Origin of the sequence: Novosphingobium sp. TCA1, assembly GCF_009811895.1 — a bacterium.
Taxonomy (GTDB): Bacteria; Pseudomonadota; Alphaproteobacteria; order Sphingomonadales; family Sphingomonadaceae; genus Novosphingobium; species Novosphingobium panipatense_A.
Map to the genome: position 1 here is coordinate 203,790 of NZ_BLJH01000003.1, position 26,571 is coordinate 230,360.

The window sequence follows — 26,571 nt, forward strand, 5'->3', positions numbered from 1 at the left end:
CGATAGTGGAAAGGCCCCCCAGTGCCAAGTTGCCAATGGTCTTGGCTGCTGCCGGAGTCGTCCCGAATGTCCATAGCCCGTCTTACCGATGCCGAACGTGCCGAAGCCCTGGCCGGGCTGCCTGCCTGGCAGCTGCGCGAGGATGGACTGGCCATCGTGCGCAAGCTCCGGTTCGCGGACTTCAACGAGGCTTTCGGCTTCATGACCCGCGTGGCGATCCAGGCCGACAAGGCCGACCATCACCCCGAGTGGTTCAACGTCTACAACCGCGTTGAAATCACGCTGACCACCCACGATGCCGACGGTCTCAGCCGCCGCGATGTCGACATGGCCCGCTTCATCAACGCAGTCGCGCCCCAGGCCTGAACGGGCACCGCGCCGTGGCGCAGTCTGCCGGGGAGCCTTTCCTCACGCGGCCGCTTTCGGTCGTGCTGGATTTCGTGCGCTTCGGCGCCGCGCTGCTGGTGGCGGTGGGACATGCCGTGCAACTGGGGCTCTATCAGGGCTGGTTCCCGTTCGGCGTACGTATGCAGCATTACTGCGTGATCGTGTTCTTCGTGCTCTCCGGGCTGGTCATCAGCACATCGGTGCTGGGCGGCCGATCCAGCCTGCCGCGATACGCGATTGCGCGATTGGCCCGGATCCTGCCGGTGGCGATCCCGGCGCTGATCTTCAGCACGCTGGCGGCCTATGTCCTGGCAGGACCGAGCCCGGTGCGGATGGACAACAGCCCGGAGGATGCGCTGGCGATCACCCGGCAGCTTCTTGCACCGCTCACGTTCCTCAGCGCCTGGCCCGGTGTGGCCGGGCCGGTCTGGAACCCGCCTTACTGGTCGCTCTGCTACGAGGTCTGGTACTATGCGATCTTCGCGCTGGCGGTGTTCCTGCGCGGCTGGGCGCGCGTCGTCGCCGTGGTGTTGGGCTGTCTGGCGGCAGGCGGCGCGATCCTGCTGCTGATGCCGGTATGGCTCTTCGGCGTCGCCCTGACACATGTGCCCGCCGCGCGGCGCCTACCGCTGGCCGCCGCGCCTTTCGTGCTTGTCGGCGCGGGCCTGCTGGCGCTGGCCCTGTTCGAAGTGGACCGCGAGGTGCTCAATCCGCTGCTGAAGGCCTGGTGGCCGGGGGATACCGAGTGGTCGCAATGGGCGCTGTCCGACATCGCCATGGGCCTGCTCATGATGCCGGTGCTGGCAGCGGCGCGCAGCCTTTCGGGCCGCTTCGCCGAGCCGATCGTCTCGCTGGATGCGACAGCGAAGCGGCTCGCGGGCTTCTCCTTCACGCTCTATCTGTTCCACTGGCCGCTGATCCAGCTGCTGCGCTCCTGGGGGCTGGATGCGGGGCGCAGCCTTGCGCTGTTCGCATCCCTGATCGCCCTCATCGTGCTGGCGAGTGCGGCGATCTCGCTCCTGACCGAGCGCCAGTCTCCTCGGCTGAGGCGGTGGATGGAAGCGCGCTTTCTCGATGAGCGGCGCGGGGTTTTCGCTATCTAGAGAGTCTGGCTAGAGAGCCGGGTTGTTGTAGCAATGCCAGGTGAAGATCGCCGCGGCGCCGCGATGTGGCCGCCAGCCTTCCGCCAGCTTGCGCGTTTCCTTCTCGTCCGGCCTGCCCTCCAGGCCCAGGATCCTGTGCAGCCCGGCCTGAACCGCAAGGTCGCCTGCAGGCCAGACGTCCGGCCGCCCTTCCGCGAAAAGCAGGTAGATTTCGGCCGACCACCTGCCGATCCCCTTGATGCGGACGAGCTGGGCAATGGCTTCCTCGTCATCAGGCGGCAGATTTTCGAAATCCAGCGTCCCCGCGAGCACCAGTTCGCAGAGGCTGCGCGCATAGCCCTGCTTCTGGCGGGAAAGCCCGCAGCCGCGCAGCGCCTCGAATTCGGCGGCCAGAAGGGTTTCCGGTGCGATCCCCTCGCCGAGGAGATCTTCCAGCCTCCGCCATACAGAGGCCGCCGCCGCGACCGAAACCTGCTGGCCGACGATCGTGCGGAGCAGGGTGGCATAGCCGGTCGGGCGGATGCGCGGCTCGGGGTACCCGGCCAGATCGAGCGCGCGGGCCATGGCGGGTTCTTCCGCGGCGATGGCGTCCAGTCCCAGTTTTAGTGCGTCCGCGCTCAAGCCCATGTTCGATTACCTTGCAAAAGGGGGTTGCAGCCATTAGCAGCCGGCCACAAAAGCCAGAATAGGCATGTTGCGATACATGCAGTATCATAAGGGGATCGACGAGAATGCCGCAGATCATCGTCATCAATCAATCGGGCGAAGAATCCACCGTTGAGGCCACCGAAGGCCGCACTCTGATGGAAACGATCCGCGACAGCGGGTTCGACGAGCTTCTGGCTCTCTGCGGCGGCTGCTGCTCCTGCGCGACCTGTCACGTTCACATCGACCCTGCCTTCGCGGACAAGCTTCCGGCCATGAGCGAGGACGAGAACGACCTGCTCGACAGTTCGGACCATCGCAACGAATATTCGCGCCTGTCCTGCCAGGTGCCGGTGACGGCGGCTCTCGAAGGCTGCAAGGTCACGATCGCACAGGAAGACTGAGAAACGGATCTTCATTTGGGTCGTTGGCCGTTCGCGGGCGCCTGATTCAGGCATTCGCCTTGGAGCAAGGCGCGGGCGGCCAGCGGTCCCGGATCAAGTCCGGGATGACGATTTTTGCGGGGCTGCGATCCCGCAAAAATCCCGATTTGAAAGATAGAAGCGCAAATCATTTGCGCCTTTCGGTCTGACTTCCTACCTGTGCGGCCATGACTGCACCCATTCCCCAGCGCTCCACTCTCGACCTCATCGGAAACACCCCGCTCGTCCTGCTCAAGGGACCGAGCGAAGCCGCCGGATGCGAGATCTGGGGCAAGTGCGAATTCGCCAATCCCGGCGCCTCGGTGAAGGACCGCGCCGCCCTGTGGATCGTGCGCGATGCCGAGGCCAAGGGCCTGCTCCAGCCGGGCGGCACCATCGTCGAGGGCACGGCGGGCAATACCGGCATCGGCATTGCGCTGGTCGCCAATGCGCTGGGCTACAAGACGATCATCGTCATGCCCGAAACCCAGTCGCGCGAGAAGATGGACACCTTGCGCGCGCTCGGCGCGGAACTGGTGCTCGTACCGGCGGCGCCGTTCTCGAACCCCGGCCACTTCGTCCACACCTCGCGCCGCCTTGCCGAAGAGACGCCCGGCGCGGTCTGGGCCAACCAGTTCGACAATATCGCCAACCGCAAGGCCCATATCGAAAGCACCGCGCCGGAAATCTGGCAGCAGCTTGACGGCCGCATCGACGGGTTCACCTGCGCTGCGGGCACCGGCGGCACGATCGCGGGAACCGGCCTTGGCCTCAAGGCCTTCGACGAGAACGTGACCATCGCGCTCACCGATCCGCACGGCGCCGCGCTCTACAACTACTATGCCCACGGCGAACTCAAGGCCGAGGGCAATTCGGTGGCCGAGGGCATCGGGCAGGGCCGCATCACCGCCAATCTCGAAGGCGCGCCGATCGACACCCAGTTCCGCATCTCGGACGAGGAAGGCCTGGAATGGGTTCGCCGCCTGCTCTCGGAAGAGGGGCTATGCCTGGGCCTGTCATCGGGGATCAACGTGGCAGGCGCCGTCGCGCTCGGCCGCAAGCTGGTGGCCGAGGGCAAGACGGACGCACGGGTCGCCACGATCCTGTGCGATACCGGCTTCCGCTACCTCTCGTCGCTCTACAACCCGGAATGGCTGGAATCGAAGAATCTGCCCGTCTTCCCATGGCTGCGATCCTGAGGTAAACGATCTGTCGATGGCAGGGCACATTCCGCCTACAATGGTCGAACCGATCACCACCCCGCAGCACTTCGTGCCGCCCACGGCGCGCGAGCTGCGTTCGCAGGCTGTTCACCGCCTCCAGGTGGGGCTGTTCGGCCTCTGCGCCATGCTGCTGATCGTGGGGCTGGCGAACATCATCAACGATCGCACGCGCCTGATCGATACCGCCGATCCGATCCAGCAGGTCGTCGCCGTCGATGCCAAGCCGAAGAAGCCTTCGAGCGATCCCCTGGCGGATATCGGCGTCGTGCCCGCTGCCGAATCCAGCCCGACCCCGGCGCCTGCCGTTCCCGGCGATCCCGAAGCGACCGGCGTTCCCATCGATAGCCAGTAATCTGCGCAATGCATTCACGCTTCTGGCAGGCGTCCTGACGCTTGCCGGTTGCGGCGATTCGCCGCCGCATGGCGCGGCGCGTGTCATCGGCCTCAATACCAGCCTGCCGATCGTCTGGGGCGAGAGCGGCGATCTTCGCGAACTGCTCGCCCCCGAGCGGACCGGGCACTGGGCGATGGAGGAACTCTCCTCGCACGGAACGCTGAAGCCGCTGGATACCCTGGTCGACGCGGCAGGACGGCTCGCGCTGCCGCGAGACGCCCTGCTGGTGCTGGCCCAGCCGCGCCCTCTGTCACCGCAGGAAAACGTCGTTCTCGATCGCTGGGTCCGGGAGGGCGGCCGCGTGCTGCTCTTCGCCGATCCGGCGCTGACCATGCCCAGCCGCTTTGCCCTGGGCGATCCGCGCAGGCCGCAGGACACCGTGCTGCTATCTCCCATTCTCGCGCGGTGGGGGATGGGGCTGGAGTTCGACGAGGCGGCGCCTCCCGGCGAGCGACTTGTCGATACCGAACGCGGCCCACTCCCCGTCAATCTGCCGGGCCGGTTTCGCCTGGCGGGGAATTTCGGGGAGAGCCCGTCCGCGCGGCCGACGGGAAAATCCGGGATCGCGGGGAAAGCCGGGGATGCGCCGGGTACCTGTACGTTGTCTGCGGAAGGCCTTCTTGCCCGGTGCCGTGTCGAAAAAGGCCGGATTTTCGCGGTTTCCGATGCCGCGCTGCTGGAAGAAGTGCCGGATCCTGCGGCACTCGCCCGGCGACGCGAGGCCTTGGGGGCGCTCATAGATTGGGCAGAGAGTGGGGATTGACTGGGGATCGTGTGGGATAGCCCTGCGCTAAGGGAAAACCCGTGAAAAATCAGCGATTTTATTGGTTTCGCAGAGCTTAAATAGCGGCTCGGCAAGACGACCCGTGCCTGAAATCCGAAGAAATCCGCCAATAAATTCCCTCCGATCCCCAATTTTCCCTTTAATCCCCGAAATTCCCGTTATAAAAGCAATGTCAATCGGAATGGCTGAGTCTCGTCGTGTCCTGTCTTCAGGACGCGGACCCTATCGTGCGACTGCGCGGTGGGGAGGGACCCTGTCATGCCCGAGAAGCGAGCCAAGGGGCGAAACAGGGATATCATGGCTGGGCAGCCATTCATCTACAACGGACAGGGCTTCTCGCTGCTACGCGACAAGAACCGTTTCGTGCTGCCCAATGCATTTCGCGGCACCGTGCGCGAATCGAGCGGCAAGGACTTGCTCTGCCTGACCACCCATGACCGCTGGCCCTGCCTTGTCGGCTTCGGTCTCTCCCGCATCCAGGACTTCGAACAGGAAATTCGCGAACAGCAGGACCTGGCCGTGCGTGCGGGCAAGGATTTCGACGCGGAAAAGCGCGCGGCGGATATCTACGCGTCCTACGAAGTGCCGTTCGACGGCAGCGGCCGCTTCGTCCTGCCCGAGGATCTGGCCGCGCTCGCCAATGTCACCGATCAGCTCTACTTCCGCGGCAACGGCCGCTTCTTCACGGTGTGGAGCCCGGAAAACCTCAACGAAATGGACGATGGCTGGAAGGCGGCGCAAACCGCCTGCCGCAGCCTGGCGGCCAAGGAACTCCAGAAGGCTTCGAAGAAATGAGCGCCTCTCGTACCATACCCGAGGGCGTTCCCCACGTTCCGGTGCTCCTTGAGGAGGTCGTCGCCGCCCTGAACCCCCAGGGCGGCGACGTCATCGTCGACGGCACTCTGGGCGCGGGCGGCTATACCCGGCGCCTGCTCGATGCCGGCGCGACCGTCCATGCTTTCGACCGCGATCCCGACGCCATCGCTGCAATCGTGGATAACCGCGCGAAATGGCCGGAACTGGACGCCAATCCGCCCCGCCTCGTGTTGCACGCCCGCCGCTTCTCCGAGATGGTCGCGGGCCTGGAAGAAGCCGGAGTCACGAGCGTGGACGGCGTTGTCATGGATATCGGTGTCTCCTCCATGCAGCTCGACCAGGCGGGGCGCGGCTTCGCCTTCGGCGCCGATGGTCCGCTCGACATGCGCATGAGCCAGTCGGGCATGTCCGCCGCCGATTTCGTGAACGAGGCGGACGAGGCCCAGATCGCCGACGTGCTCTATCTCTATGGTGAAGAGCGCCAGTCGCGCCGCGTCGCCCGCGCGATCGTGGCCGCACGTCCGATCGAGACGACGGGCGAACTCGCCCGCGTGGTCCGCAAGGCCGTAGGCTACAATGCAAACTACAAGGGAGCTTCCGCGCCGAAGGATCCGGCGACGCGCAGCTTCCAGGCGATCCGTATCCATGTGAACGGAGAGCTCGACGAACTCGATGCCGGGATGGAAGGGGCCGAAACCCTGCTGCGCGCCGGGGGGCGGCTGGCGGTGGTGACCTTCCACAGTCTCGAGGACCGCAAGGTGAAGCGCTTCCTGCGCGACGCCGCCGGGCAGGCGCAGACCACGTCGCGGCACTTGCCGCAACTGGGGTCCGGCCCGCAGGCGACGTTCGAACAGGTGGCGAAAGCCGTGCGGCCGGGGGAGGCGGAACTTGCCGCCAATCCCCGTTCCCGATCCGCCACCCTGCGCGCCGCCGTGCGCACACAAGCCCCCCCAAGAACGCCAGATGGCCGTAAAGACCACAGGAGTGCCGCATGAACCTCACTCGCGATCGCGTCCATTCGATTGGATGGATTTCCGTGCTGCTGGTCTGCGGCGCCCTGACGATCGGCCTGACTTTGCGCGTCAATGCGGTGAAGAGCCAGGTTCACGATACCGAGAAGCGGATCGTCTGGGTCCAGCAGGACATCAACTTCCTGGAAACCGAGTTCCAGACCCGTTCGAACCAGCAGGCGCTCAAGGAACTGAACGACGTCGAGTTTGGCTACAAGGCGCCGACGGCCGCGCAGTACATCGAGGGCGAGCGCCAGCTTGCCGCGCTGGGCATGCCGGTGGGACCGGGCGCGCCGGCGCCGATCCGCTATGCCAATGCCGATCCTGCGGGCGACGCTGGGGCGGACAACGGCGGATTGCTGGCGATGGTCTCGCCGGTGAACGGTGCCGCAGCCGCCGCCTCACAGCCCGAAACCAAGGGAACGGGCGGCAGGAACCGCGATCCAGAGCGTGAGGAAATGGCGCGCGACGCCGCTGCTCTCGGCAGCCGCCTGGCGCGGATCGAAGTGGCGGAGGCCGCCCAGCAGTGAACGCTCCGGCCTTCCCGATCGGAGCGGTCCCCACCACGGTTTCGACCGGCCGGCGCAAGCTGTTCAACGTAAGGCAGCAATCGCTGCTGGTCGCGAAGATGCGCACCTTGTGGATCCTGGGGGTCTTCACGCTGATCGGGCTGCTGGCGTTCCTGCGCATCATCTTTCTGGGCGTGACCGGACCTTCGGTGCGCGGCGGCGACCTGTCGGACCTGCTGGTGCCCCAGCGCGGCGAGATCGTCGATCGCAACGGCGTGCCGCTTGCGCGTGAATTCCGCACTTATTCGCTATGGTTCAATCCCAAGGCGATGAGCGAGGGTTCGTCGCTGATTCATACCCCGGCCGAAGTCGCCAGCGGGCTGATCCGCATCTTCCCCGATCTCGACCGGGCGGAACTGATCGCCAAGCTCTCTTCGGACAAGCCCGGCTATCTGCGCAAGTCGATCCTGCCCGAGGATGCCAACAAGGTCCATGCGCTGGGCGAACCGGCGCTGGAATACCCGCAGGAAGCCACGCGCTTCTATCCGCAGGGTTCAATGGCGGCATCGGTGCTGGGCTATGTCGATACTTTCGGCAAGGGTCAGGTCGGCATGGAGCAGGCCTTCGACAAGCAGCTCACCAGCCCCGAAGGCCGCGCGCAGCCTGCCACGCTCTCGATCGACTTCCGCGTGCAGAGCGCGCTGGAGGACGAACTGGGCAAGGGCATGGCGCTTAGCAAGGCCAAGGGCGCGGCGGGTGTCATCCTGGATGTCGATACTGGCGAGATCCTGGCGCTGGCTTCGCTGCCCTCGTTCGATCCCAACCATGTCCAGCCCAGCGACCTCGTCATCACCGAGGAGCAGGCCAAGGCGGGCGACGTGCCGCGCGGGTTCAACCGCGTAACCAACCAGGTCTACGAACTCGGCTCTACCTTCAAGCCGATCACCGTCGCCGCCGCACTCGATGCGGGCACGATCACCGATCTGCGCCGCCGCTGGCCCGCCACGCCGCTCCATGTCGGCAAGTTCACGATCCACGACCTGCACAATTACGGCTCTTCGCTGAACGTGCTGGAAACGCTGATCCATTCGTCGAACACGGTGACCGCGCATATCGCCGACGAACTGGGCGGAGAGCGTCTCAAGAAGACCATGGAATCGTTGGCGATGAACCAGCGTCCCTATGTCGAGCTTCCGGCGCGCGGTTTCCCGCTCTGGCCGCGCGGCGAATGGCCGCGCCTGCGCACGATGACGGTCGCCTATGGCCACGGCATCGCGGTGACCCCGCTGCATCTTGCATCCGCTTATGCCTCGCTCGTCAACGGCGGCATCTGGCGTCCGGCGACGCTGAAGAAGCTGGAGCCTTCGCAGGTTCCGGCCGGCCGCCGCGTCTTCACCGCCGCGACCAGCGCCCGCATGCGCCAGCTTCTGCGCATGATCGTGTCCTACGGCACCGGCCGAAAGGCCGACGCGCCCGGCTTCCGCGTCGGCGGCAAGACCGGATCGGCCGAAAAGCCGGGCGTCGGCGGCTATCGCAAGCATTCGCTGGTCGCGACTTTCGCCGCGGCCTTCCCGATGGATCGCCCCCGCTACGTCGTCATTGCCATGATGGACGAGCCGCAGGGCACCGAGGCGACCTCGTTCCAGCGCACCGCCGCGTGGAACTCGGCGCCGGTGATCCAGCGCGTGGTTCCGCGCATCGGCCCGCTGCTGGGCGTGATGCCCGACGAGACCCGCGACATCGACATTTCCGACCTCAAGCCGCTGATCCCGGCCGGAACCGCTGAAGAGTGAGCCTGCAAGAATGAAACTTACTGCCCTCTGCGCTGCTGCCGATGTTCCTTTCCGGGGCGCAGATATCAACGTGACCGGCTTTGCCATCGACCATCGCAAGGTGGCGCCCGGCACGGTGTTCGGCGCGTTTCGCGGCGCGAAGTTCAATGGCGAGGACTATATCGCCGCTGCCGTAGAGGCGGGTGCCGTTGCGGTGGTCGCACACCCCGACGCCAAGGTGGAAGGTGCGGTCCACTTTGCTGACGCCGAACCGCGCCGCCTGTTCGCGCGCCTGGCCGCGCCGTTCTTCCAGCCCGTGCCGGAGACGCTGGTGGCGGTCACCGGCACCAACGGCAAGACCTCTACCGTCGAACTGACCCGCCAGATCTGGCGCATGGCCGGGCAGCGCGCCGCCTCGATCGGTACGCTGGGCGTAACCACCAGCGACGAGACCGTCTCCACCGGCCTTACCACGCCGGATATCGTGACGTTCCTTGCCAACCTCACCGGCCTTGCCCGCGAGGGCGTTACCCACGTCGCCTACGAGGCGTCGAGCCACGGTCTTTCGCAGTTCCGCATCGAGGGCCCCCGCGTTTCGGCAGGCGCCTTCACCAATCTCTCGCGCGACCATCTCGATTACCACGCCGACATGGACGACTATTTCGCGGCAAAGATGCGCCTGTTCGACGAAGTCGTCGTCGATGGCGGCACGGCCGTGATCTGGGCTGACGACCCCTGGTCCGAAAAAGCCATTGCCCATGCCGAAAAGCGCGGGCTCAAGACGTTCACCGTGGGTGCCAAGGGCACCAGCATCCGCCTCTCGGGTCGCAAGCCGGGCGGACTCGGCCAGAAGCTGGAGCTCGAGCACGAGGGCAAAGCCTACGTGCTCGAGCTTCCGCTGATCGGCGCCTATCAGGCCGCCAATTCGCTCGTCGCGGCGGGGCTCGTCCTGGCCAGCGGCGGTGACGCGCACCAGACGTTCGATGCGCTGAAGCGGCTCGTCACGGTACGCGGGCGGCTTGAGCGCGCGGCGATTTCTTCGGTAGGCGCGCCGGTCTATGTCGACTATGCGCATACCCCCGATGCGCTTGAGGCGGCGATCGCGGCGCTTCGTCCGCATGTGGAGGGGCGCCTGATCGTGGTGTTCGGTGCGGGCGGCGACCGCGACCAGGGCAAGCGGCCGGAAATGGGCCGGGTGGCCAGCGAGGGCGCGGACGTGGCGATCGTCACCGACGACAACCCGCGCGGCGAAGACCCGGCGGAAATTCGCGCCATGATCCTTGCCGGAATGGGCAAGGAGGCGCGGGAAATCGGCGATAGGCGCGCGGCAATCGGCGCGGCGGTCGCGGAAGCCGGACGTGGGGACATCGTCCTCATCGCCGGCAAGGGGCATGAACAGGGGCAGATCATCGGCAGCGGCGATGCAGTGCGCGTCCTGCCATTCGACGACGTCACCGTGGCCAGGGAAATGTCTGGTCCGCAGGGAAGGTAGTGCGATGAATGCTGTAGCCCGGATCCTCGAATGGCCCACTGATGAGGTCGAGGAAAACCCGCTTGCCCCGTGGTCTTCCGCGCTTTGGGATTCCGCCACGCTCGCGCGGGTGATGAAGGGCGAAGCCAGCGGTGCGTTCACCGTTTCCGGGGTCGAGATCGACAGCCGCGACGTGCAGGGCGGCGACCTGTTCTTCGCGCTCAAGGGCGAGACGATGGACGGCCATCGCTTCGTCGAGGGCGCCTTTGCCAAGGGCGCGGCGGCGGTCGTGGTCGATCGCCCGGTAGACGGCCCGCATATCCTGGTGACGGATACCACGGAAGCGCTGGAACTTCTCGGCGCCGCCTCACGCGAGCGGGCGCGCGGGCCTATCATCGGCGTCACCGGTTCGGTGGGCAAGACCGGCGTGAAGGAAGCGATCTTCGCGGCGCTCGACCGCGCCAGCCGGGGCGACGCGCATCGTTCGGTGAAGAGCTACAACAACCACGTCGGCGTGCCGCTCAGCCTTGCGCGGATGCCCGCGCGCGCGCGTTTCGGTATCTTCGAGATGGGCATGAACCATGCAGGCGAAATCGCCGCGCTGACCCGGCAGGTGCGCCCGAACCTGGCGGTCATCACCACCATCGCGCCCGCGCACATCGAGATGCTGGGCTCGATGGAGGCCATTGCCGACGCCAAGGCCGAGATCTTCGAAGGGCTGGAAGCGGGCGGCACTGCCGTGATTCCGGCCGATAGCCCTTACTTCAACCGGTTGAAGGAAGCCGCCCTCGCTTCCGGCGCGCAAGTCGTCTCGTTCGGCAAGGCGCGCGATGCCGACGTGCGCCTGCTCGACGCGGTTCCGGCCATCGGCGGCGGCTCGCTGGTGACAATCGACATGGGCGACCGGCGGGTTTGCTACACCGTCGCTTCGCCCGGCGAACATCATGTGATCAATTCGCTCGCGGTCATGGCCGCGGTGCGCGGGGTGAAGGGAGACCTCGGCGCCGCAGGCGTGGCACTCGCCGAAATGGGCGGGCTGCCGGGCAGGGGCGCGCGGCTCCAGATCGACGTTCCGGGTGGGGAGCCCGACGTTGACGGCCGCCGCCCCGCTTTGCTGATCGACGAAAGCTACAACGCCAACCCCGCATCCATGCGCGCTACCCTGGAGCAGCTCGGGCGCACACCCGCGCATCGGCGGATCGCCGTGCTCGGTGCGATGAAGGAACTGGGCAGCCACGGACCCGACTATCACGCCGGGCTGGCCGGTCCCATCCGCGATGCCGGAGTCGATTATGCCGTGCTGGTCGGCCAGGAGATGGAACCGCTCGCAGAGGTCTTGGCGCAGGCCCTTGAAGAGGGGCGTATTTCAGGGGAACTGGGGAAATCCGCCGGTGATCCGCTTGGCAAGGCCGTGCCCTTCGCGCATTGCCTGACTGTGGGAGAAGCTGTGGACGCGCTGCGGCGGTTCGGCCTCGAACGGGATGACGTCATCCTGGTGAAGGGTTCGAATTCCGTGGGCCTGGCTTCCCTGGTGAACGCGCTCGACAAACAGGAAGGGTAGGGGGATCCCCCCAGAAGATGCTGTATCTCATCGCAGACTGGTTCCACTACGAGGGACTGTCCAACCTCTTCCGCTATCAGACGTTCCGTTCCGGCGCGGCGCTGATGACCGCGCTCGGCCTCGGCCTGCTGATCGGGCCGCGCTTCATCAACATGCTGCGCGTGCGCCAGGGCAAGGGCCAGCCGATCCGTGAGGACGGCCCGCAGAGCCACCTCGCCAAGCGTGGCACGCCGACGATGGGCGGCCTCATGATCCTGACCGCGCTGGTCAGCTCGATGATCCTGTTCATGGATGTGACCAACCCCTTCGTCTGGGCCTGCTTGGCCGTGACGGTGGGCTTCGGGATCATCGGCTTCCTCGACGATTACGACAAGGTCGCCAAGCGCAGCACCGCCGGGCTTTCCAGCAAGCTGCGCCTCGCACTGGAATTCCTGGTGGCGGGCATTGCGGCCTACATAATCGTCAGCCAGCTCAACACCAACCTCTACGTGCCGTTCCTCTCGGGCCGCTACATTCCGCTGGGGCCGTTCTATTACGTCTTCGCTGCGTTCGTGATCGTGGGGGCGGGCAATGCCGTCAACCTGACCGACGGGCTGGACGGACTGGCGACGATGCCGGTGATCATCGCGGCGGGCACTTTCGCGATCATCTGCTATCTTGCGGGCCGCGTCGACTACGCCAACTACCTCGGCATTCCGCACGTTCCGCGCGCCGGTGAGCTGGCGGTGTTCTGCGCCGGGATCATCGGCGCCTGCCTGGCCTTCCTGTGGTTCAATGCGCCGCCCGCCGCCGTCTTCATGGGCGATACCGGCAGCCTCGCGCTGGGCGGCGCGCTCGGCGCCATTGCGGTGGCCGCGCATCACGAGATCGTGCTGGCCATCGTCGGCGGGCTCTTCGTGCTGGAAGCTGCCTCGGTGATCATCCAGGTGTTCTGGTTCAAGCGCACCGGCCGCCGCGTGTTCCGCATGGCCCCGATCCATCACCACTTCGAGCAGAAGGGCTGGAAGGAATCGACCGTCGTGATCCGTTTCTGGATCATCTCGATCGTCCTCGCCGTCCTCGGCCTCTCCACTCTCAAGCTGCGATAAGGGGCGCCGGGCCTTGATCGTCTCCCCTGCCTTTGCCGGAAAGCGCTACGCGGTTCTCGGGCTGGCCCGCTCCGGCCTGACCGCGGTCGAGACGCTGCTGGCCAGCGGCGCCCACGTCATGGCCTGGGATGCACGCGAGGAGCCGAGGCAGGCCCTTTGCGCGGGCCGCGACAGCATGGGCGACAGGGATCGCATCGAACTGGCCGATCCGGTCACGGCGGATATCACCGGCTATGACGGCGTGATCGTCTCGCCCGGCGTGCCGCTCAACAAGCACCCGATCGCCGAAGCCGCGCGCCGCCAGGGCGTGCCGGTGATCGGCGATATCGAACTCTTCGCGCTGGCCCGCCAAAGCCTGCCCGCGCACCGCGTGGTCGGCATCACCGGCACCAACGGCAAGTCCACCACCACCTCGCTGGTACACCACCTGCTGGAAAGCGCCGGCGTGCCCGCGCGCGTCGGCGGCAATATCGGCGTGCCGGTGCTGGGCGAGCAACCGCTGCCCGAAGGCGGCGTCTATGTGCTCGAACTGTCGAGCTACCAGATCGATCTCACCCGCAGCCTGGACTGCGACGTGGCGGCGCTGCTCAACATCACGCCCGACCATCTCGACCGCTACGACGGGTTCGAGGCCTATGCCGCCTCCAAGGCGCGCCTGTTCGAGATGCAGGGCGCGGAGCGTCCCGCCGTGTTCGGCACCGGCGACCGCGAGACCGCCGACATTGCCGAGACGGAAAGCCGCCGCCGCGCACCCGGCACGGTCCGCAGGGTTAACGGGCAGGATATCGTCGCGCTCCAGAAGGACTGGCCTTCGCTGCAAGGCCCGCACAACCTTCAGAACGCGGCCGTTGCCGTGGCCATCGTCCAGGCTCTCGGCATTTCCGAGCAGGACTGGCAGGCGGGGCTGCGCACCTTCAGCGGGCTGCCCCACCGCATGGAGCGCGTGGCCGAGGCGGACGGCGTTCTCTACATCAACGACAGCAAGGCCACCAACCCGGCTTCCACCGCGCCCGCGCTGGCCGCGTTTCCGCCCGATCCGGCGCCGCGCATCCACTGGATCCTCGGCGGCCTTCCCAAGGGCGACGACCTTGACGAATGCGCACCCTATTTCGGCAATGTCGCCGCCGCCTATACGATCGGCGACGCCGGGCCGCGTTTCGCGGAGATCCTGGCGCCCTACACCGAAGTACACCGCAGCGAGATGATGGCCGAGGCGATCCGCGCGGCGATGACCCGCGCGGTGCCGGGCGACGTCATCATGCTTTCGCCGGCCTGCGCCAGTTTCGACCAGTTCCGCGACTACGAAGCGCGCGGGCTGGCCTTCCGCCAGATCGTCGAGGCCCTGCTGGAGTCTCAGGGTAGCGATGCCGAAGGGATGAAACACTGATGGCCACCGCAGCGTCCGGTACTGGGCCCGGCACTGTGCCCGGCAACGGGGCGTCTCCCGCCAATGTCCGCTACAACCGCAACCGTCGCGGCCAGCTGGCGATCTGGTGGCAGGAGATCGACCGCACCGTGCTGGCGGTGGTGCTGATCCTCATGGGGATCGGGGCCGTGGCCGTGGCAGCCGGTTCTCCGGCCAGTGCCCGGCGCCTCTCGACCGCGCATGAAAAGCTTTCGCAGCTGCACTTCTTCTGGCTGCACCTTCGCTGGCAGTTCGTGGGGCTCTGCGCGATGTTCTGGGCTTCCAGCCTGTCGAAGGACAGCGCCCGGCGCGTCGGCATCCTGATCGCCGCAGTGATGCTGGTGGGGCTGGTGCTGGTGCCGGTGATCGGCTCCGAAGTGAATGGCGCGCGGCGCTGGCTGAAGCTGGGGATCTCGATCCAGCCTTCGCAGTTCCTCGGTTCGGGCTTTCCGATCCTGCTCGCCTGGATCCTGTCCTGGCGCGCGCGCGATCCCAATATCCCGGTCGTGGCGATCTGTTTCTGCCTCATGGGCCTGCTCGGCGCGCTGCTCATGGCGCAGCCGGACTTCGGCTCGACCATGTTGTTTTCGGGCACCTTCTTCGTGATGATCCTGCTGGCGGGCATTCCGCTCAAGCGGATCGGCATGTTCGCGGGGCTGGGCGTGGCCGGCCTTGTCCTGATGTATTTCACCTACGACAACGGCCGCAACCGCATCGATTCCTTCCTTTCGGGCGGCAATGCCTTCGACCAGGTGGACCTTGCCCAGCGCACCCTGCTGAACGGCGGATGGTTCGGGCAGGGCTTCTGGATGGGATCGCGCAAGATGGCGTTGCCCGAAGCCCATACCGACTATATCTTCTCGGTCATCGGTGAGGAATTCGGCCTGGTGGCCTGCATGATCATCGTCATGATCTACCTCGCGCTGCTGACGCGGGTCATGCTGAGGCTGGTGGACGAGGAAGATCTCTTCACCGTGCTGGCCGCGTCCGGCATCGCCTCGCAGTTCGGCGGGCAGGCCTTCATCAACATCCTGGTCAACCTCCAGCTCTTCCCCTCGAAGGGCATGACCCTGCCGCTGATCAGCTACGGCGGCTCCTCCACGGTCGCCATGTGCATGACCGTGGGCCTGCTGCTGGCGATCACCCGCCGCAATCCGTTCATCAAGCGCGAGAAGTTCTCGCTTCGCGCCGTTGGAGACCTTTCTTCATGAGTTCGGCCGTAAAAGGCTCGGTAAGCCGTCACTACGTCCTCGCTGCGGGCGGAACCGGCGGGCACCTCATCCCCGCCTTCGCGCTCGCCGCGGAGCTGGACCGGCGCGGCCATCACGTCGCGCTCATCACCGACGAGCGCGGCGCCGCGATTCCCGGCAAGCCCGACTATCTGCCCGCCCATGTCCTGCCGCAGGGCCGCATCGCGGGGAAGAATCCGCTCAACTGGCTGAAGGGTGCCAAGGGCATCCTCTCGGGCCGCGGCATGGCGCTGCGCCTGTTCGAGAGCTTCCAGCCCACCGCCGTCGTCGGTTTCGGCGGCTATCCCGCGCTGCCGACGATGCTGGCGGCCCATTCCGCGAAGATCCCGACGATCCTGCATGAGCAGAATTCGGTGCTCGGCCGCGTGAACCGCTATTTCGCGGGCAAGGTCAACGCCATCGCCACGGCATTCGAGCAAGTTGACCGGCTCGATGCGAAGTTCGCGGACAAGGTGACGCTCGTCGGCAATCCGGTGCGGGACGAAGTCCTCGCGCTACGCGATGCGCCGTTCCCCGAATTCACCGAGGACAGCCTGCTGCGGATCCTCGTGACCGGCGGCAGCCAGGGCGCGCGCGTCCTGTCCGAAGTCGTGCCCGACGGCCTCGCCATGCTGCCCCCGGCGCTGCGCTCGCGGCTCCAGGTGATTCAGCAATGCCGCCCGGAGGATATCGAGGCCGTGCGCGCCCGCTATGCGGGTCATGGCATCCCCGCCGAACTCGCGACCTATTTCGAGGACATGGCCGAGCGTCTTGCCGGTGCGCACTTGTTCATCGGCCGCTCGGGCGCCTCGACCATCGCGGAACTCACCGCCGTCGGTCGACCCGCGATCCTGATCCCGCTGCCGATCGCCACTGACGACCACCAGGCCGCCAATACGCGCGAGATCGTCGCTGCGGGCGGCGCCCGCGCGATCCGCCAGGAAAGCTTCACCGCGACCACGCTCGCGAAACAGATACAGGCCATGGCCCAGCATCCCGAAACCCTTGCCAATGCCGCCCACGCCTCGTGGAACTGCGGTTATCCCAATGCCGCCAGCGATCTGGCCGACCTTGTCGAAAGCTTCGGCGCGGCGCCGATCATGGACGTGATCCGCATGGAGAAGGCCATGCCCGCCAAGGGCGGAGAAGCGCTGGCCAAAAGCAAGCTCGCGAAGGACTCGGTTCAGTGAGGGGCGTCGGCACCGACATCGGCACGATCCACTTCGTGGGCATCGGCGGCATCGGCATGTCCGGCATTGCCGAAGTGATGCACAACCTTGGCTATTCGGTGCAGGGCTCCGACATTGCCGAGGGCTACGTAGTCGAAGGCCTTCGCCAGCGCGGCATCAAGGTCATGATCGGCCAGTCGGCAGAGAACGTCGAGGGCGTGGCCGTCGTCGTCACCTCCACCGCCGTCAAGCGGGACAACCCCGAAGTCGTCCATGCGCTCGAACACCGCATTCCGGTGGTGCGCCGCGCGGAAATGCTTGCCGAGCTGATGCGCCTCAAGAACACCGTGGCCGTCGCCGGCACCCACGGCAAGACCACCACGACCTCGATGGTCGCGGCGCTGCTCGATGCGGGCGGGGTCGACCCCACCGTCATCAACGGCGGCATCATCAATTCCTACGGTTCGAACGCGCGCCTCGGCGCCTCGGACTGGATGGTGGTGGAAGCCGACGAGAGCGACGGTTCGTTCCTGCGCCTCGACGGCACCATCGCCGTCGTCACCAATATCGACCCCGAGCATCTCGACCACTACGGCTCGTTCGACAAGGTGAAGGACGCGTTCGTCGAGTTCATCGAGAACGTGCCCTTCTACGGCGCGGCGATGCTCTGTATCGACCACCCGGAGGTGCAGGCGGTGATCCCCAAGGTCCGCGACCGCCGCGTGGTGACCTACGGCTTCTCCGCCCAGGCCGACATTCGCGGCGAGAACGTCACCCCGATCCCGGGCGGCAACCGCTTCGACGTGGCCCTGCGCCAGCGCGACGGCTCGTTCCGCCGGATCGAAGGCATCGAACTGCCGATGCCGGGCCGCCACAACGTCCAGAACGCGCTCGCCGCCGTGGGCGTGGCGGTGGAGATGGGCTGTTCGGAAGAGTGCATACAGACGGGCTTCTCGAAGTTCGGCGGTGTGAAGCGCCGCTTCACCAAAGTCGGTGAAGTGGAAGTCGAGGGCGGCAGCGTCACCGTGATCGACGACTACGGCCACCATCCGGTCGAGATCCGCGCCGTGCTGGCCGCCGCGCGCGAGGGCGTGAAGGGCCGGGTCATCGCCGTGGTCCAGCCGCACCGCTTCACCCGCCTGCGCGACCACATGGAAGACTTCGAAGCCGCCTTCAACGATGCCGACGTCGTCTATGCCGCGCCGGTCTATGCGGCAGGCGAACAGCCGATCGAAGGCGTCGATTCCGAGCACATGGTCTCGGGCATGAAGGCGCGCGGACACCGCTCCGCGCAAGTCATTGCCGGGCCGGATGCCCTGGCCGACGCGCTGGCCACGTCGGTCCAGCCGGGCGACATGGTGGTCTGCCTCGGGGCGGGCGACATCACCAAGTGGGCCGCAGGCCTTGCCGACGCGATCGTCAAGCGGAGGGCCGCTTGAGCGAAGCCGCGCATCTTCCGCAGGTTTCCGGCAAGCTGAAAGCCGACGCGCCGCTGGCACCGCTCGTCTGGTTCAAGTCGGGCGGCGCGGCCGAGTGGCTGTTCGAGCCGAAGGATCTAGCCGACCTGCAAGGCTTCCTGCGCGATCTCGATCCGTCGGTTCCGGTCATGGCGCTCGGTCTCGGCTCCAACATGATCGTGCGCGATGGCGGCGTTCCCGGCGTCGTTATCCGCCTCGGCAAGGCTTTCGCCAAAGTCACTCGCGTCGATGACGTCACGCTGGAATGCGGCGGCGGGGCCAGCGGCATTCTCGTCTCCTCAACCGCGCGCGACAACGGCATTGCCGGGGTGGAGTTCCTGCGCTCGATCCCCGGCACCGTCGGTGGCTTCGTGCGGATGAACGGCGGCGCTTATGGCGGCGAGGTCAAGGATATCCTGATCGACTGCGACGTGGTCCTGCGCGACGGAACGCTGGTGACGCTGGGCAATGCCGATCTCGGCTACACGTATCGCCACTCGCAGCTGCCCGAGGGCGCCGTGGTCGTCGCCGCGCGCTTCAAGGGCCGCGCCGGAGAACCGGAGGCGATACAGGCCGAGATGGACCGCATTTCCGCCAGCCGCGAGGCGAGCCAGCCGCTGCGCAGCAAGACCGGTGGCTCCACCTTCAAGAACCCCGAGGGCCACAAGGCCTGGCAACTCGTGGATGAAGCCGGTTGCCGTGGCCTGACCCTCGGCGGCGCGCAAGTGAGCGAGAAGCACACCAACTTCCTGCTCAACGTAGCCGACGCCACCAGCAGCGATATCGAGGCCCTGGGCGAGGAAGTCCGCCGCCGGGTCAAGGAAAACTCGGGCGTGACGCTCGAATGGGAAATCCAGCGCGTAGGCATGTTTGCCGAAGCAGATAACAAGTGAGTGATCCAGTGAGCCTCTCCAAACTCCACGTCGCGGTTCTGATGGGCGGTTGGTCGAACGAACGGCCGGTCTCGCTGATGAGCGGCGAAGGCGTGGCCAAGGCGCTCGAGTCCAAGGGCCACACGGTCACCCGCATCGACATGGACCGCGATGTCGCGCTGCGGCTGTCGGAGGCGAAGCCGGACGTCGTGTTCAACGCGCTCCACGGCGCGCCGGGCGAGGACGGTACGGTGCAGGGCATGATGGACCTGATGGGCCTGACCTACACCCATTCGGGCCTCGCCACTTCGGTGATCGCCATCGACAAGGAGCTGACCAAGCAGGCGCTCGTGCCGCACGGCATCCCGATGCCGGGCGGCCGCATCGTCGAGAGCGCCACGATCCACGAGCGCGATCCGCTGCCACGTCCTTATGTGCTCAAGCCGGTCAACGAGGGGTCTTCGGTCGGCGTCGCCATCGTCACCGACGAAGGCAACTATGGCAATCCGATTGCTAGGGACGCCAAGGGCCCGTGGCAGGAATTCGACCGTCTGTTGGCCGAGCCCTTCATTCGCGGGCGCGAGCTGACGACTGCCGTGATTGGCGACCGCGCTCTGCTGGTCACCGAACTCAAGCCCAAGTCCGGCTTCTACGACTTCGACGCCAAGTATACCGACGGCATGACCGAACACGTCTGCCCGGCGGAAATCCCCGACGAGATCACCGCGGCCTGCAAGGACCTCGCGCTGCGCTCCCACCAGTTGCTCGGCTGCAAGGGCACCAGCCGCGCCGATTTCCGCTGGGACGACACGCAGGGCGTCGAGGGGCTGTTCCTGCTGGAAGTGAATACCCAGCCGGGGATGACCCCGCTAAGCCTCGTTCCCGAACAGGCGCGCGCCTGCGGCATGGAATACCCCGATCTCGTCGAGGCTATCATTGCCGAAGCGCTGGCGGATGCCGGAAAGGTCGCCAAGGGGGGCAAATGAGCCAGACGATCCGGCGCAAGCCGAAGACAGCGCGAAAGGCGGCCGCCGCCCAGAATACCAAGGCCAAGGTGCGCCAGGCCAAGGCGACCGGCGGCAGCGCCGTCGATAGCCTGATGAGCTGGCTGCCCTTCACCGAGGAGCAGCTTCACAAGATCTTCCTCGTCGCCATCCTCGGCGGCGCGGGGCTGCTCGTCTGGGTCGTGGCCAATGCGGCGGGGGTGCCGATGCTGGCGGGCAAGCAGTTCGCGCAAGTGGCCGCCGATGCCGGGTTCGAGGTGAAGCGCGTCGAAGTGCGCGGGGTGAAGAACCTCAACGAGCTGAAAGTCTACGAGAAGGCCCTTGCCGAGCGCGACCGGGCGATGACCCAGGTCGATCTCGACGGGCTGCGCGGCGAATTGCTGGGGCTTTCCTGGGTCAAGGACGCACGCGTTTCGCGCCAGCTTCCCGACACGCTGGTGATTGATATCGTCGAGCGTGAACCCCATGCCGTGCTGCGCAAGGCCGATCGCTTCATGCTGATCGACGAGACCGGGCAGGAGCTTGAGGCGATCAACCGCAAGGACGCCAAGGGCAAGCTGATCGTCTCCGGTCCCGGTGCGGGCCAGCAGGTGACGCAGCTCGGGCATCTGCTGGAAGCCGCGCCCGCGCTCCAGCCGAAAGTGCAGGAAGCCGAATGGATCGGCAACCGCCGCTGGAACCTGACGTTTCAGACCGGGCAAGTGCTCGCCCTGCCGGAAGGGGACACGGAATCGGCCGGTGCGCTCGTCACCTTCGCAAGGCTCGACGGCACCAACCGCCTGATCGGGGGCAAAGTGACGGCGATCGACATGCGCGCGAAGGACCGCATCTACTTGCGGGTGCCGGACGGCGAAGGACAGGAATTGGCGATGAAGGCGGGGGCAGTGCCGCATAACGGTGCAGAAGCGAGCCCATCGGCAGTTAACGCCACGGCTCCCACGACCGCCGTGGCGGCGGAGGAACAGTAATGGCGCCGCCTCGCATCACCCGCGTGTTCGGCGCGGTCAACATCGGCTCGTTCCGCATTTCCGCGATCGTCGCGGGCATGTCGGAGATGGGCGACATGATCGTGCTCGGCTCGGGCCACCGTGCCAGCCAGGGCATCAAGCGCGGTTTCGTCACCGACATGGCCGCGGCGACTTACGCGGTGCGCGATGCCATCGACCGGGCCGAAAAGATGGCCGACACCAGCGTCACCAAAGTCTGGATCGGCTGCTCTGGGGCAGGGCTGGCCAGCCGTATCGACCAGTTCGATGCCGAGATCGGCGGTCGCCGCATCGAGCAGGAGGACATCGACCAGCTGCTGATCTCCGCGCGTGAGGTGATCCAGCCGGACGGGCGCATGGTGCTCCATGCCCAGCCCGCGCAATATCGCCTCGACGGTGCCCACGGCGTCGGCAACCCGACCGGGCTCCATGCCGAGCGGCTCGGCGTGGACATCCACATCATGCTGGCGGACGGCGCGCCGATCCGCAACCTGACCGAGGCGGTGCAATGCGCGCACCTCGAAGTCGAGGCGGTTGTCGGCTCCCCCATCGCGGCGGGTCAGGCCTGCCTTTCCCCTGAGGAACGCGATCTTGGCGTGGCGCTTGTCGAATTCGGCGCCGAAGTCACCAATGTCGCGGTCTATTCGCATGGCCTGCTGATCGACATGATCTCGATCCCGATGGGCTCGGCGGACATTACCGATGCGGTCGCTTCGGCCTTCGGCATCCGGCGTTTCCAGGCGGAGCGGCTGAAATGCGTGAACGGCTCGGCCATCGCCAGCCCGCACGATCACCGCGAGATGATTCCCGTCAATGCGCCGGGGGAGGAGGGCACCGGCCCGATCGCCCGCCATGCCGACGACAAGAACCGCATCCCGCGCGCCGAACTGATCGGCGTGATCACGGGTCAGCTCGGTATCCTGATGGAAGAAATAAACAAGGCGCTCAAGTTGATGCGCTTCAATGCGCAGCGGGGCAAGCAAGTGGTCTTCACCGGCGGCGGCGCCGAACTTGTGGGACTGGCGGACTATGCACAGGCCGCACTGGGCAAGCCGGTGCGCATCGGCCGCGTGCCGCATCTTTCGGGCCTGGCCGAAGCCCATGTAAAACCGGGCTTTTCGACCTTGGCCGGCCTCGTCCTCTATGCCGCCGCGGACCCCATCGACATCCGCACTTTCGGCAAGAACCGTCAAGGTACAGTCAGTTACAGCGGGCTGGGCGTAGTCAATCGCATCTATAAAGCCTTGAGGGAATACTTTTGATCATCTGGCCAGTCGTGCAATCCCTGCGACAGGGATGGCGGGATTGGCCGGAATTCGCGGTTTCGGCTGTGGACAACAGGCTCGCACGCTTTGCCTAGATGAAGGCAACCGTGCAATCAGGCTAGTCAAGGTAAATTTCTTCGCGCACGTGCCTGCCAGGAGAACGAAATGAGCATCAACATCGGACCGCCGGCGATCGAAGAGCTTCGTCCGCGGATTGTCGTCATCGGCGTAGGCGGTGCGGGCGGTAACGCCATCGCCAACATGATCCAGGCCCAGATAGAGGGCGTGGACTTCGTCGTTGCCAATACCGACGCGCAGGCGCTCAACAATTCGATCGCGGAAACGCGCATCCAGCTCGGGCCCGAGATCACCCAGGGCCTTGGTGCGGGTGCTCGCCCCGAAGTGGGGCGCGCTGCCGCAGAAGAAACCATCGAGGATATCGAGCGCCTGCTCGAAGGCGTCCACATGGTCTTCATCGCCGCCGGCATGGGCGGCGGCACCGGCACCGGCGCCGCGCCGATCATCGCGCAGGCCGCGCGCGCCAAGGGCGTGCTGACCGTCGGCGTCGTGTCCAAGCCGTTCATGTTCGAAGGCACGCGCCGCATGCGCTCTGCCGATGCGGGCATCGAAGAGCTTCAGAAGCACGTCGACACGCTGATCGTCATTCCGAACCAGAACCTGTTCTTGGTCGCCAAGGCGGACACCACTTTCAAGGAAGCGTTCTCGCTGGCAGACGAAGTGCTCCAGCAGGGCGTGCGCTCGATCACCGACCTGATGATCATGCCGGGCCTCATCAACCTCGACTTCGCGGACGTCCGCTCGGTCATGGGCGAGATGGGCAAGGCGATGATGGGCACGGGCGAGGGCGAAGGCCCGAACCGCGCTCTCGAAGCGGCTGAACGCGCCATAGCGAACCCGCTGCTCGACGGCGTGTCGATGCAGGGCGCCAAGGGCGTGATCATCTCGATCATCGGCGGCGACGACATGAAGCTGCTCGAAGTCGATGAAGCGGCGAACCACATCCGCGAACTGGTCGATCCCGACGCCAACATCATCTGGGGCTCGGCCTTCAACCCCGACCTTCAGGGCAAGATCCGCGTCTCGGTTGTCGCGACCGGCATCGAGCAGACCTCGGAAATGGCCGAAATCGCCTCGCGCCCGCTGAACCTCAGCGCCTCGCGCGGCCCGGTTCGCCCGATGGTCTCGCGTCCGGTTCCCAGCGCGCCCGCGCCGCTCGTCACCCCGGCTTCGGTTCCGGCAGTGGCGATCCCGCAGGCTCCCGCCGCTTCGGCCTCCGAGCCGTTCGAACTCTCGACCCCTGCTTCCGAGCAGGCCGATGAGCCTTTCGAACTCGAACTCGGCGCCAGCGAGGAAGTCACGCAGGAAGCGCCTGCCGCCTATGCCGGTCTGAACGGCCAGCGTTCGGAGCCGCTCGATCTCGGTGCGGCCAGCCAGTCGACCTCGCGCCAGCAGGATGAGCTTCTGCTCGGCGGTCAGGCAGAGCCTCAGGCCCCGGTCCGTGCCCCTGTTCAGGCGGCCCAATCGGCGCCAGTCCAGCCGGCACCCGTCCAGGCAGCGCCCGTTCCCCCCGCTCCGGCGCGTCCGGTCGGCGGCGGCAGCACGCTGTTCGAGCGCATGACCAGCCTTTCGCGTCCCAAGCCCGCCCCGGCGGAGCCCACCGGCAGCGACGAGGATGACGGCGCCTCGATCAGCATCCCGCGTTTCCTCGGGCGCCAGAACAACCAGTAAGAGAACTGGGCGGGATGCGGTGCAGGCCGTTTCCCGCCCGTTTCTTCAAGGTTCATGATCGCGGTCGCAAAGCCGCGATCCATCGAATTGCAGTCGCATCCGGCAGGCCCGATTCGCATCGGGCCTTTGCGCGTTTTTAAAGAGGTTTCTCGGATCTTGCGGGTACGTCAGAGGGTTTCGAGCAAGTGGCTGGCCACGACGGCCGCCTGTATCGCACTGGCCGGTCCTGTCATGACCATTCCTGTCGCGGCGCTGGCGGCGCCGGTCGTGCAGGCCCTGCCGAGCGCCGACCAGCAGAAGCTCAATGCCGCGCTGGCCCGGCTCGGCCGCGACCCCCGAGACGTTTCCGCATTGCTCGATGCCGGTGATTCCGCCCGCAGGCTTGGCGATTTCGAAGCCGCGATCGGCTTCTACCGCCGCGCCGACGACATTTCGCCGGGCAATGCGCGGGTCAAGGCGGGGCTTGCGGCCTCGCTGGCCCAGAACGGCGATCCCGTTGCGGCGCTGCCGCTCTTCGCAGAGGCGGAAAAGGCCGGGGCCAGCCCCAGCCAGCTCGCGTCGGATCGCGGTCTCGCTTACGACCTCGTCGGCGACAATGCCGCCGCCCAGCGATACTACGCGCTGGCGCTCGGCGGCGCGAACGACGAGGAAGTCCGCATGCGCCTGGCGATCAGCCAGGCGATCGCAGGCGATGCGCAGGCTGCCGAAACAACGATCATGCCGCTGCTGCGCAAGCAGGACAAGCCGGGCTGGCGTACGCGCGCCTTCTCGCTGGCCATCGCGGGCGATACCAAGCAGGCGGTGGAGGTTTCCAACACCATCCTGCCGCCGCAGCTTGCGCAGAACATTGCGCCCTACTTGCGCTACATGCCGCGCCTGACGCGGTCCCAGCAGGCCGCCGCCGCCAACCTCGGCAAGTTCCCGCGTGCTTCGGAAATCGGGCATGACGACGCCCGGATCGCCGCCTATCGCCCGGTACAGGTGGCTTCCGCCGACGCGAACCTCGTGCCGCGCGGTGAAGCGCTGGGAACAGGCGCCGCTTCGGCCAAGTCCCGTCCCGCGCAGGCCGCCAAGCCTGCAAAGGCGAAAACCAAGGTCGGCCCGCGAACGGGGGGCTCTGCGGTTTCCGCTGCCGATTCCTATCGCATCGGCGGCGGGCGCAGCACGTCTTCGCGCACCCCGGCTGCGGCGGCGCCGGAACCTGCTCGCGTGGCGCCGCCCGAACCCATGCCGACGATCGAGCGCAACGATGCCGCGACCGGCGAACTGCCTCCGGTAAAGCCCAAAGGCGAACTTCCGGCCGTCTCTTCCTCCAGCACGCTTGCGGCGGCAAAACCGGCTACCCCACCCGCCACCGAAGCCAAGCCCGCTGCCGCGCTTCCGGCGCGCACGGCGGCCGCGTCGCAGGCTCCGGCGGCAACCCCCGGTTTCGACCTCGCGCGGGTTTCCCCGAACCAGCCTGCGGCTCCCGCTGCGTCATCGCCCCCGCCAGCCGCGAATCCGCCCGTCAAGGCAGCGGCGGCGGAAGCACCGCCCGAGCCTAACGCCCAGCAGCTTTCGCTCGAACAGATCTTCGCCGACCTCGGCAAGCCGACGATGCAGATCATGCCGACATCGGGCGCGGTCGATATCCGCCAGATCGAGCCGTCGCGTCCGCCTGCGCCGAAGATCGACCTTCCCAAGCCCGAGCCGGAGGCGCCCAAGGCTGCGGACAAGACCGATGCCAAGGCAAAGGCCGATTCCAGGACGAACAAGGGCGCGAAGGCCGAAGACGAAAAGGTGGATGCCAAGGCCAAGACCAAGGCTGAGGCCGCCAAGTCCAAGAAGCCCGCGCCGCCTGCGCACCCCAGTCGGATCTGGGTCCAGATCGGGGTCGGGCGGGACAAGGCGGCGATCGCCTTCGATTGGCGGCGCTACAACAAGCAGGCGCCTGCCCTGTTCAAGGGGCGCGAGGCCTATGTCAGCGACATGGGGCGGACCAATCGCATCCTCGTTGGCCCGTTCGCGACCGCCAAGGCGGCCAATCTCTTCCTGGCCGACGCGAAGAAGCAGGGCTTCGGCGATGCCCTGCCATGGACGAGCCCGGCCGGGCAGGTGGTCGATCCGCTTTCGGACAAGTGAGGGCTGGCACCTGAGAGCGGGGGCCTGATCTCGGGTCACCCGAATTCGGGAGCGTCCGGCCTTATCCACATCCTGTGAACAGGCTAGTGGAGTTTTGCGCAGGCGATCGCGTGCCCCGGATTGTGCTTG

General features: G+C 66.5%; 24 protein-coding genes. 23 read left to right on the forward strand and 1 reads right to left on the reverse strand.

What is annotated here, in order from left to right:
* Positions 1 to 66 precede the first annotated feature (66 nt).
* Both NTCA1_RS06170 and NTCA1_RS06175 read left to right on the forward strand, forming a co-directional pair.
* The gene (locus NTCA1_RS06170; protein WP_159829292.1) at positions 67 to 366 is read left to right on the forward strand and encodes a 4a-hydroxytetrahydrobiopterin dehydratase; all 300 of its coding nucleotides are present in this window, start codon (positions 67 to 69) and stop codon (positions 364 to 366) included.
* A 14-nt stretch (positions 367 to 380) separates the two neighbouring features.
* Entirely contained in the window at positions 381 to 1,490 is a 1,110-nt protein-coding gene (locus tag NTCA1_RS06175) for an acyltransferase (protein WP_159829294.1), read from the forward strand.
* Positions 1,491 to 1,499: 9 nt separating this feature from the next.
* On the opposite strand, the gene NTCA1_RS06180 is transcribed toward NTCA1_RS06175, so the two are convergent.
* A complete protein-coding gene (locus tag NTCA1_RS06180) occupies positions 1,500 to 2,117 on the reverse strand; it encodes a DNA-3-methyladenine glycosylase (RefSeq protein ID WP_159829296.1) in 618 nt (205 codons plus the stop codon).
* 104 nt (positions 2,118 to 2,221) lie between these two features.
* Between NTCA1_RS06180 and NTCA1_RS06185 the strand changes: the two genes are divergently transcribed.
* From NTCA1_RS06185 to NTCA1_RS06285, 21 genes are all read left to right on the forward strand, one after another.
* Entirely contained in the window at positions 2,222 to 2,539 is a 318-nt protein-coding gene (locus NTCA1_RS06185; RefSeq protein WP_086491779.1) for a 2Fe-2S iron-sulfur cluster-binding protein, read from the forward strand.
* Between the two features lie 206 nt (positions 2,540 to 2,745).
* Positions 2,746 to 3,756: a cysteine synthase A gene (locus NTCA1_RS06190; RefSeq protein ID WP_159829298.1), complete on the forward strand. Its 1,011-nt coding sequence runs from the start codon at positions 2,746 to 2,748 to the stop codon at positions 3,754 to 3,756.
* Between the two features lie 16 nt (positions 3,757 to 3,772).
* A complete protein-coding gene (locus NTCA1_RS06195) occupies positions 3,773 to 4,132 on the forward strand; it encodes a hypothetical protein (RefSeq protein WP_236549121.1) in 360 nt (119 codons plus the stop codon).
* Between the two features lie 175 nt (positions 4,133 to 4,307).
* Positions 4,308 to 4,937: a GldG family protein gene (locus NTCA1_RS06200; RefSeq protein WP_236549122.1), complete on the forward strand. Its 630-nt coding sequence runs from the start codon at positions 4,308 to 4,310 to the stop codon at positions 4,935 to 4,937.
* A 318-nt stretch (positions 4,938 to 5,255) separates the two neighbouring features.
* Positions 5,256 to 5,753, forward strand: a complete 498-nt coding sequence (locus tag NTCA1_RS06205; RefSeq protein WP_133083632.1) for a division/cell wall cluster transcriptional repressor MraZ — start codon at positions 5,256 to 5,258, stop codon at positions 5,751 to 5,753.
* Positions 5,750 to 6,769, forward strand: a complete 1,020-nt coding sequence (rsmH, locus tag NTCA1_RS06210; RefSeq protein WP_159829300.1) for a 16S rRNA (cytosine(1402)-N(4))-methyltransferase RsmH — start codon at positions 5,750 to 5,752, stop codon at positions 6,767 to 6,769. Before NTCA1_RS06205 ends, rsmH begins: the two co-directional genes overlap by 4 nt.
* On the forward strand, positions 6,766 to 7,314 hold the full coding sequence (locus NTCA1_RS06215) for a hypothetical protein (protein WP_086491775.1): 549 nt from the start codon (positions 6,766 to 6,768) through the stop codon (positions 7,312 to 7,314). The genes rsmH and NTCA1_RS06215 overlap by 4 nt, the downstream gene beginning before the upstream one ends.
* A gap of 98 nt (positions 7,315 to 7,412) precedes the next feature.
* Positions 7,413 to 9,086 carry a peptidoglycan D,D-transpeptidase FtsI family protein gene (locus NTCA1_RS06220; RefSeq protein WP_374705165.1) on the forward strand — a complete coding sequence of 558 codons (1,674 nt, stop codon included), beginning with the start codon at positions 7,413 to 7,415 and terminating at the stop codon, positions 9,084 to 9,086.
* 10 nt (positions 9,087 to 9,096) lie between these two features.
* Positions 9,097 to 10,557 (forward strand): UDP-N-acetylmuramoyl-L-alanyl-D-glutamate--2,6-diaminopimelate ligase, encoded by a 1,461-nt coding sequence (locus NTCA1_RS06225; protein WP_159829302.1) that lies wholly within the window; start codon positions 9,097 to 9,099, stop codon positions 10,555 to 10,557.
* Between the two features lie 4 nt (positions 10,558 to 10,561).
* Positions 10,562 to 12,097 carry a UDP-N-acetylmuramoyl-tripeptide--D-alanyl-D-alanine ligase gene (gene murF / locus NTCA1_RS06230; protein WP_159829304.1) on the forward strand — a complete coding sequence of 512 codons (1,536 nt, stop codon included), beginning with the start codon at positions 10,562 to 10,564 and terminating at the stop codon, positions 12,095 to 12,097.
* A gap of 17 nt (positions 12,098 to 12,114) precedes the next feature.
* Complete coding sequence (mraY, locus tag NTCA1_RS06235) at positions 12,115 to 13,185, forward strand: phospho-N-acetylmuramoyl-pentapeptide-transferase (protein WP_086491771.1); 1,071 nt, start codon at positions 12,115 to 12,117, stop codon at positions 13,183 to 13,185.
* Positions 13,186 to 13,198: 13 nt separating this feature from the next.
* Positions 13,199 to 14,572 (forward strand): UDP-N-acetylmuramoyl-L-alanine--D-glutamate ligase, encoded by a 1,374-nt coding sequence (murD, locus tag NTCA1_RS06240; protein ID WP_159829306.1) that lies wholly within the window; start codon positions 13,199 to 13,201, stop codon positions 14,570 to 14,572.
* On the forward strand, positions 14,572 to 15,801 hold the full coding sequence (locus NTCA1_RS06245) for an FtsW/RodA/SpoVE family cell cycle protein (RefSeq protein WP_086491769.1): 1,230 nt from the start codon (positions 14,572 to 14,574) through the stop codon (positions 15,799 to 15,801). The genes murD and NTCA1_RS06245 overlap by 1 nt, the downstream gene beginning before the upstream one ends.
* Positions 15,798 to 17,009 (forward strand): undecaprenyldiphospho-muramoylpentapeptide beta-N-acetylglucosaminyltransferase, encoded by a 1,212-nt coding sequence (murG, locus tag NTCA1_RS06250; RefSeq protein ID WP_159829308.1) that lies wholly within the window; start codon positions 15,798 to 15,800, stop codon positions 17,007 to 17,009. Before NTCA1_RS06245 ends, murG begins: the two co-directional genes overlap by 4 nt.
* On the forward strand, positions 17,006 to 18,427 hold the full coding sequence (murC, locus tag NTCA1_RS06255; protein WP_159829310.1) for a UDP-N-acetylmuramate--L-alanine ligase: 1,422 nt from the start codon (positions 17,006 to 17,008) through the stop codon (positions 18,425 to 18,427). The genes murG and murC overlap by 4 nt, the downstream gene beginning before the upstream one ends.
* A complete protein-coding gene (murB, locus tag NTCA1_RS06260) occupies positions 18,424 to 19,338 on the forward strand; it encodes a UDP-N-acetylmuramate dehydrogenase (RefSeq protein WP_159829312.1) in 915 nt (304 codons plus the stop codon). The genes murC and murB overlap by 4 nt, the downstream gene beginning before the upstream one ends.
* An 8-nt stretch (positions 19,339 to 19,346) precedes the next feature.
* Positions 19,347 to 20,303, forward strand: coding sequence for a D-alanine--D-alanine ligase (locus NTCA1_RS06265; protein WP_159829314.1), 957 nt, complete (start codon positions 19,347 to 19,349; stop codon positions 20,301 to 20,303).
* A complete protein-coding gene (locus NTCA1_RS06270) occupies positions 20,300 to 21,289 on the forward strand; it encodes a cell division protein FtsQ/DivIB (protein ID WP_086491764.1) in 990 nt (329 codons plus the stop codon). Before NTCA1_RS06265 ends, NTCA1_RS06270 begins: the two co-directional genes overlap by 4 nt.
* Positions 21,289 to 22,569 carry a cell division protein FtsA gene (gene ftsA, locus NTCA1_RS06275; protein WP_086491763.1) on the forward strand — a complete coding sequence of 427 codons (1,281 nt, stop codon included), beginning with the start codon at positions 21,289 to 21,291 and terminating at the stop codon, positions 22,567 to 22,569. Before NTCA1_RS06270 ends, ftsA begins: the two co-directional genes overlap by 1 nt.
* 168 nt (positions 22,570 to 22,737) lie before the next feature.
* Entirely contained in the window at positions 22,738 to 24,321 is a 1,584-nt protein-coding gene (ftsZ, locus tag NTCA1_RS06280) for a cell division protein FtsZ (RefSeq protein WP_159829316.1), read from the forward strand.
* A gap of 156 nt (positions 24,322 to 24,477) precedes the next feature.
* Positions 24,478 to 26,442, forward strand: a complete 1,965-nt coding sequence (locus NTCA1_RS06285; protein ID WP_236549123.1) for an SPOR domain-containing protein — start codon at positions 24,478 to 24,480, stop codon at positions 26,440 to 26,442.
* Positions 26,443 to 26,571: the final 129 nt, after the last annotated feature.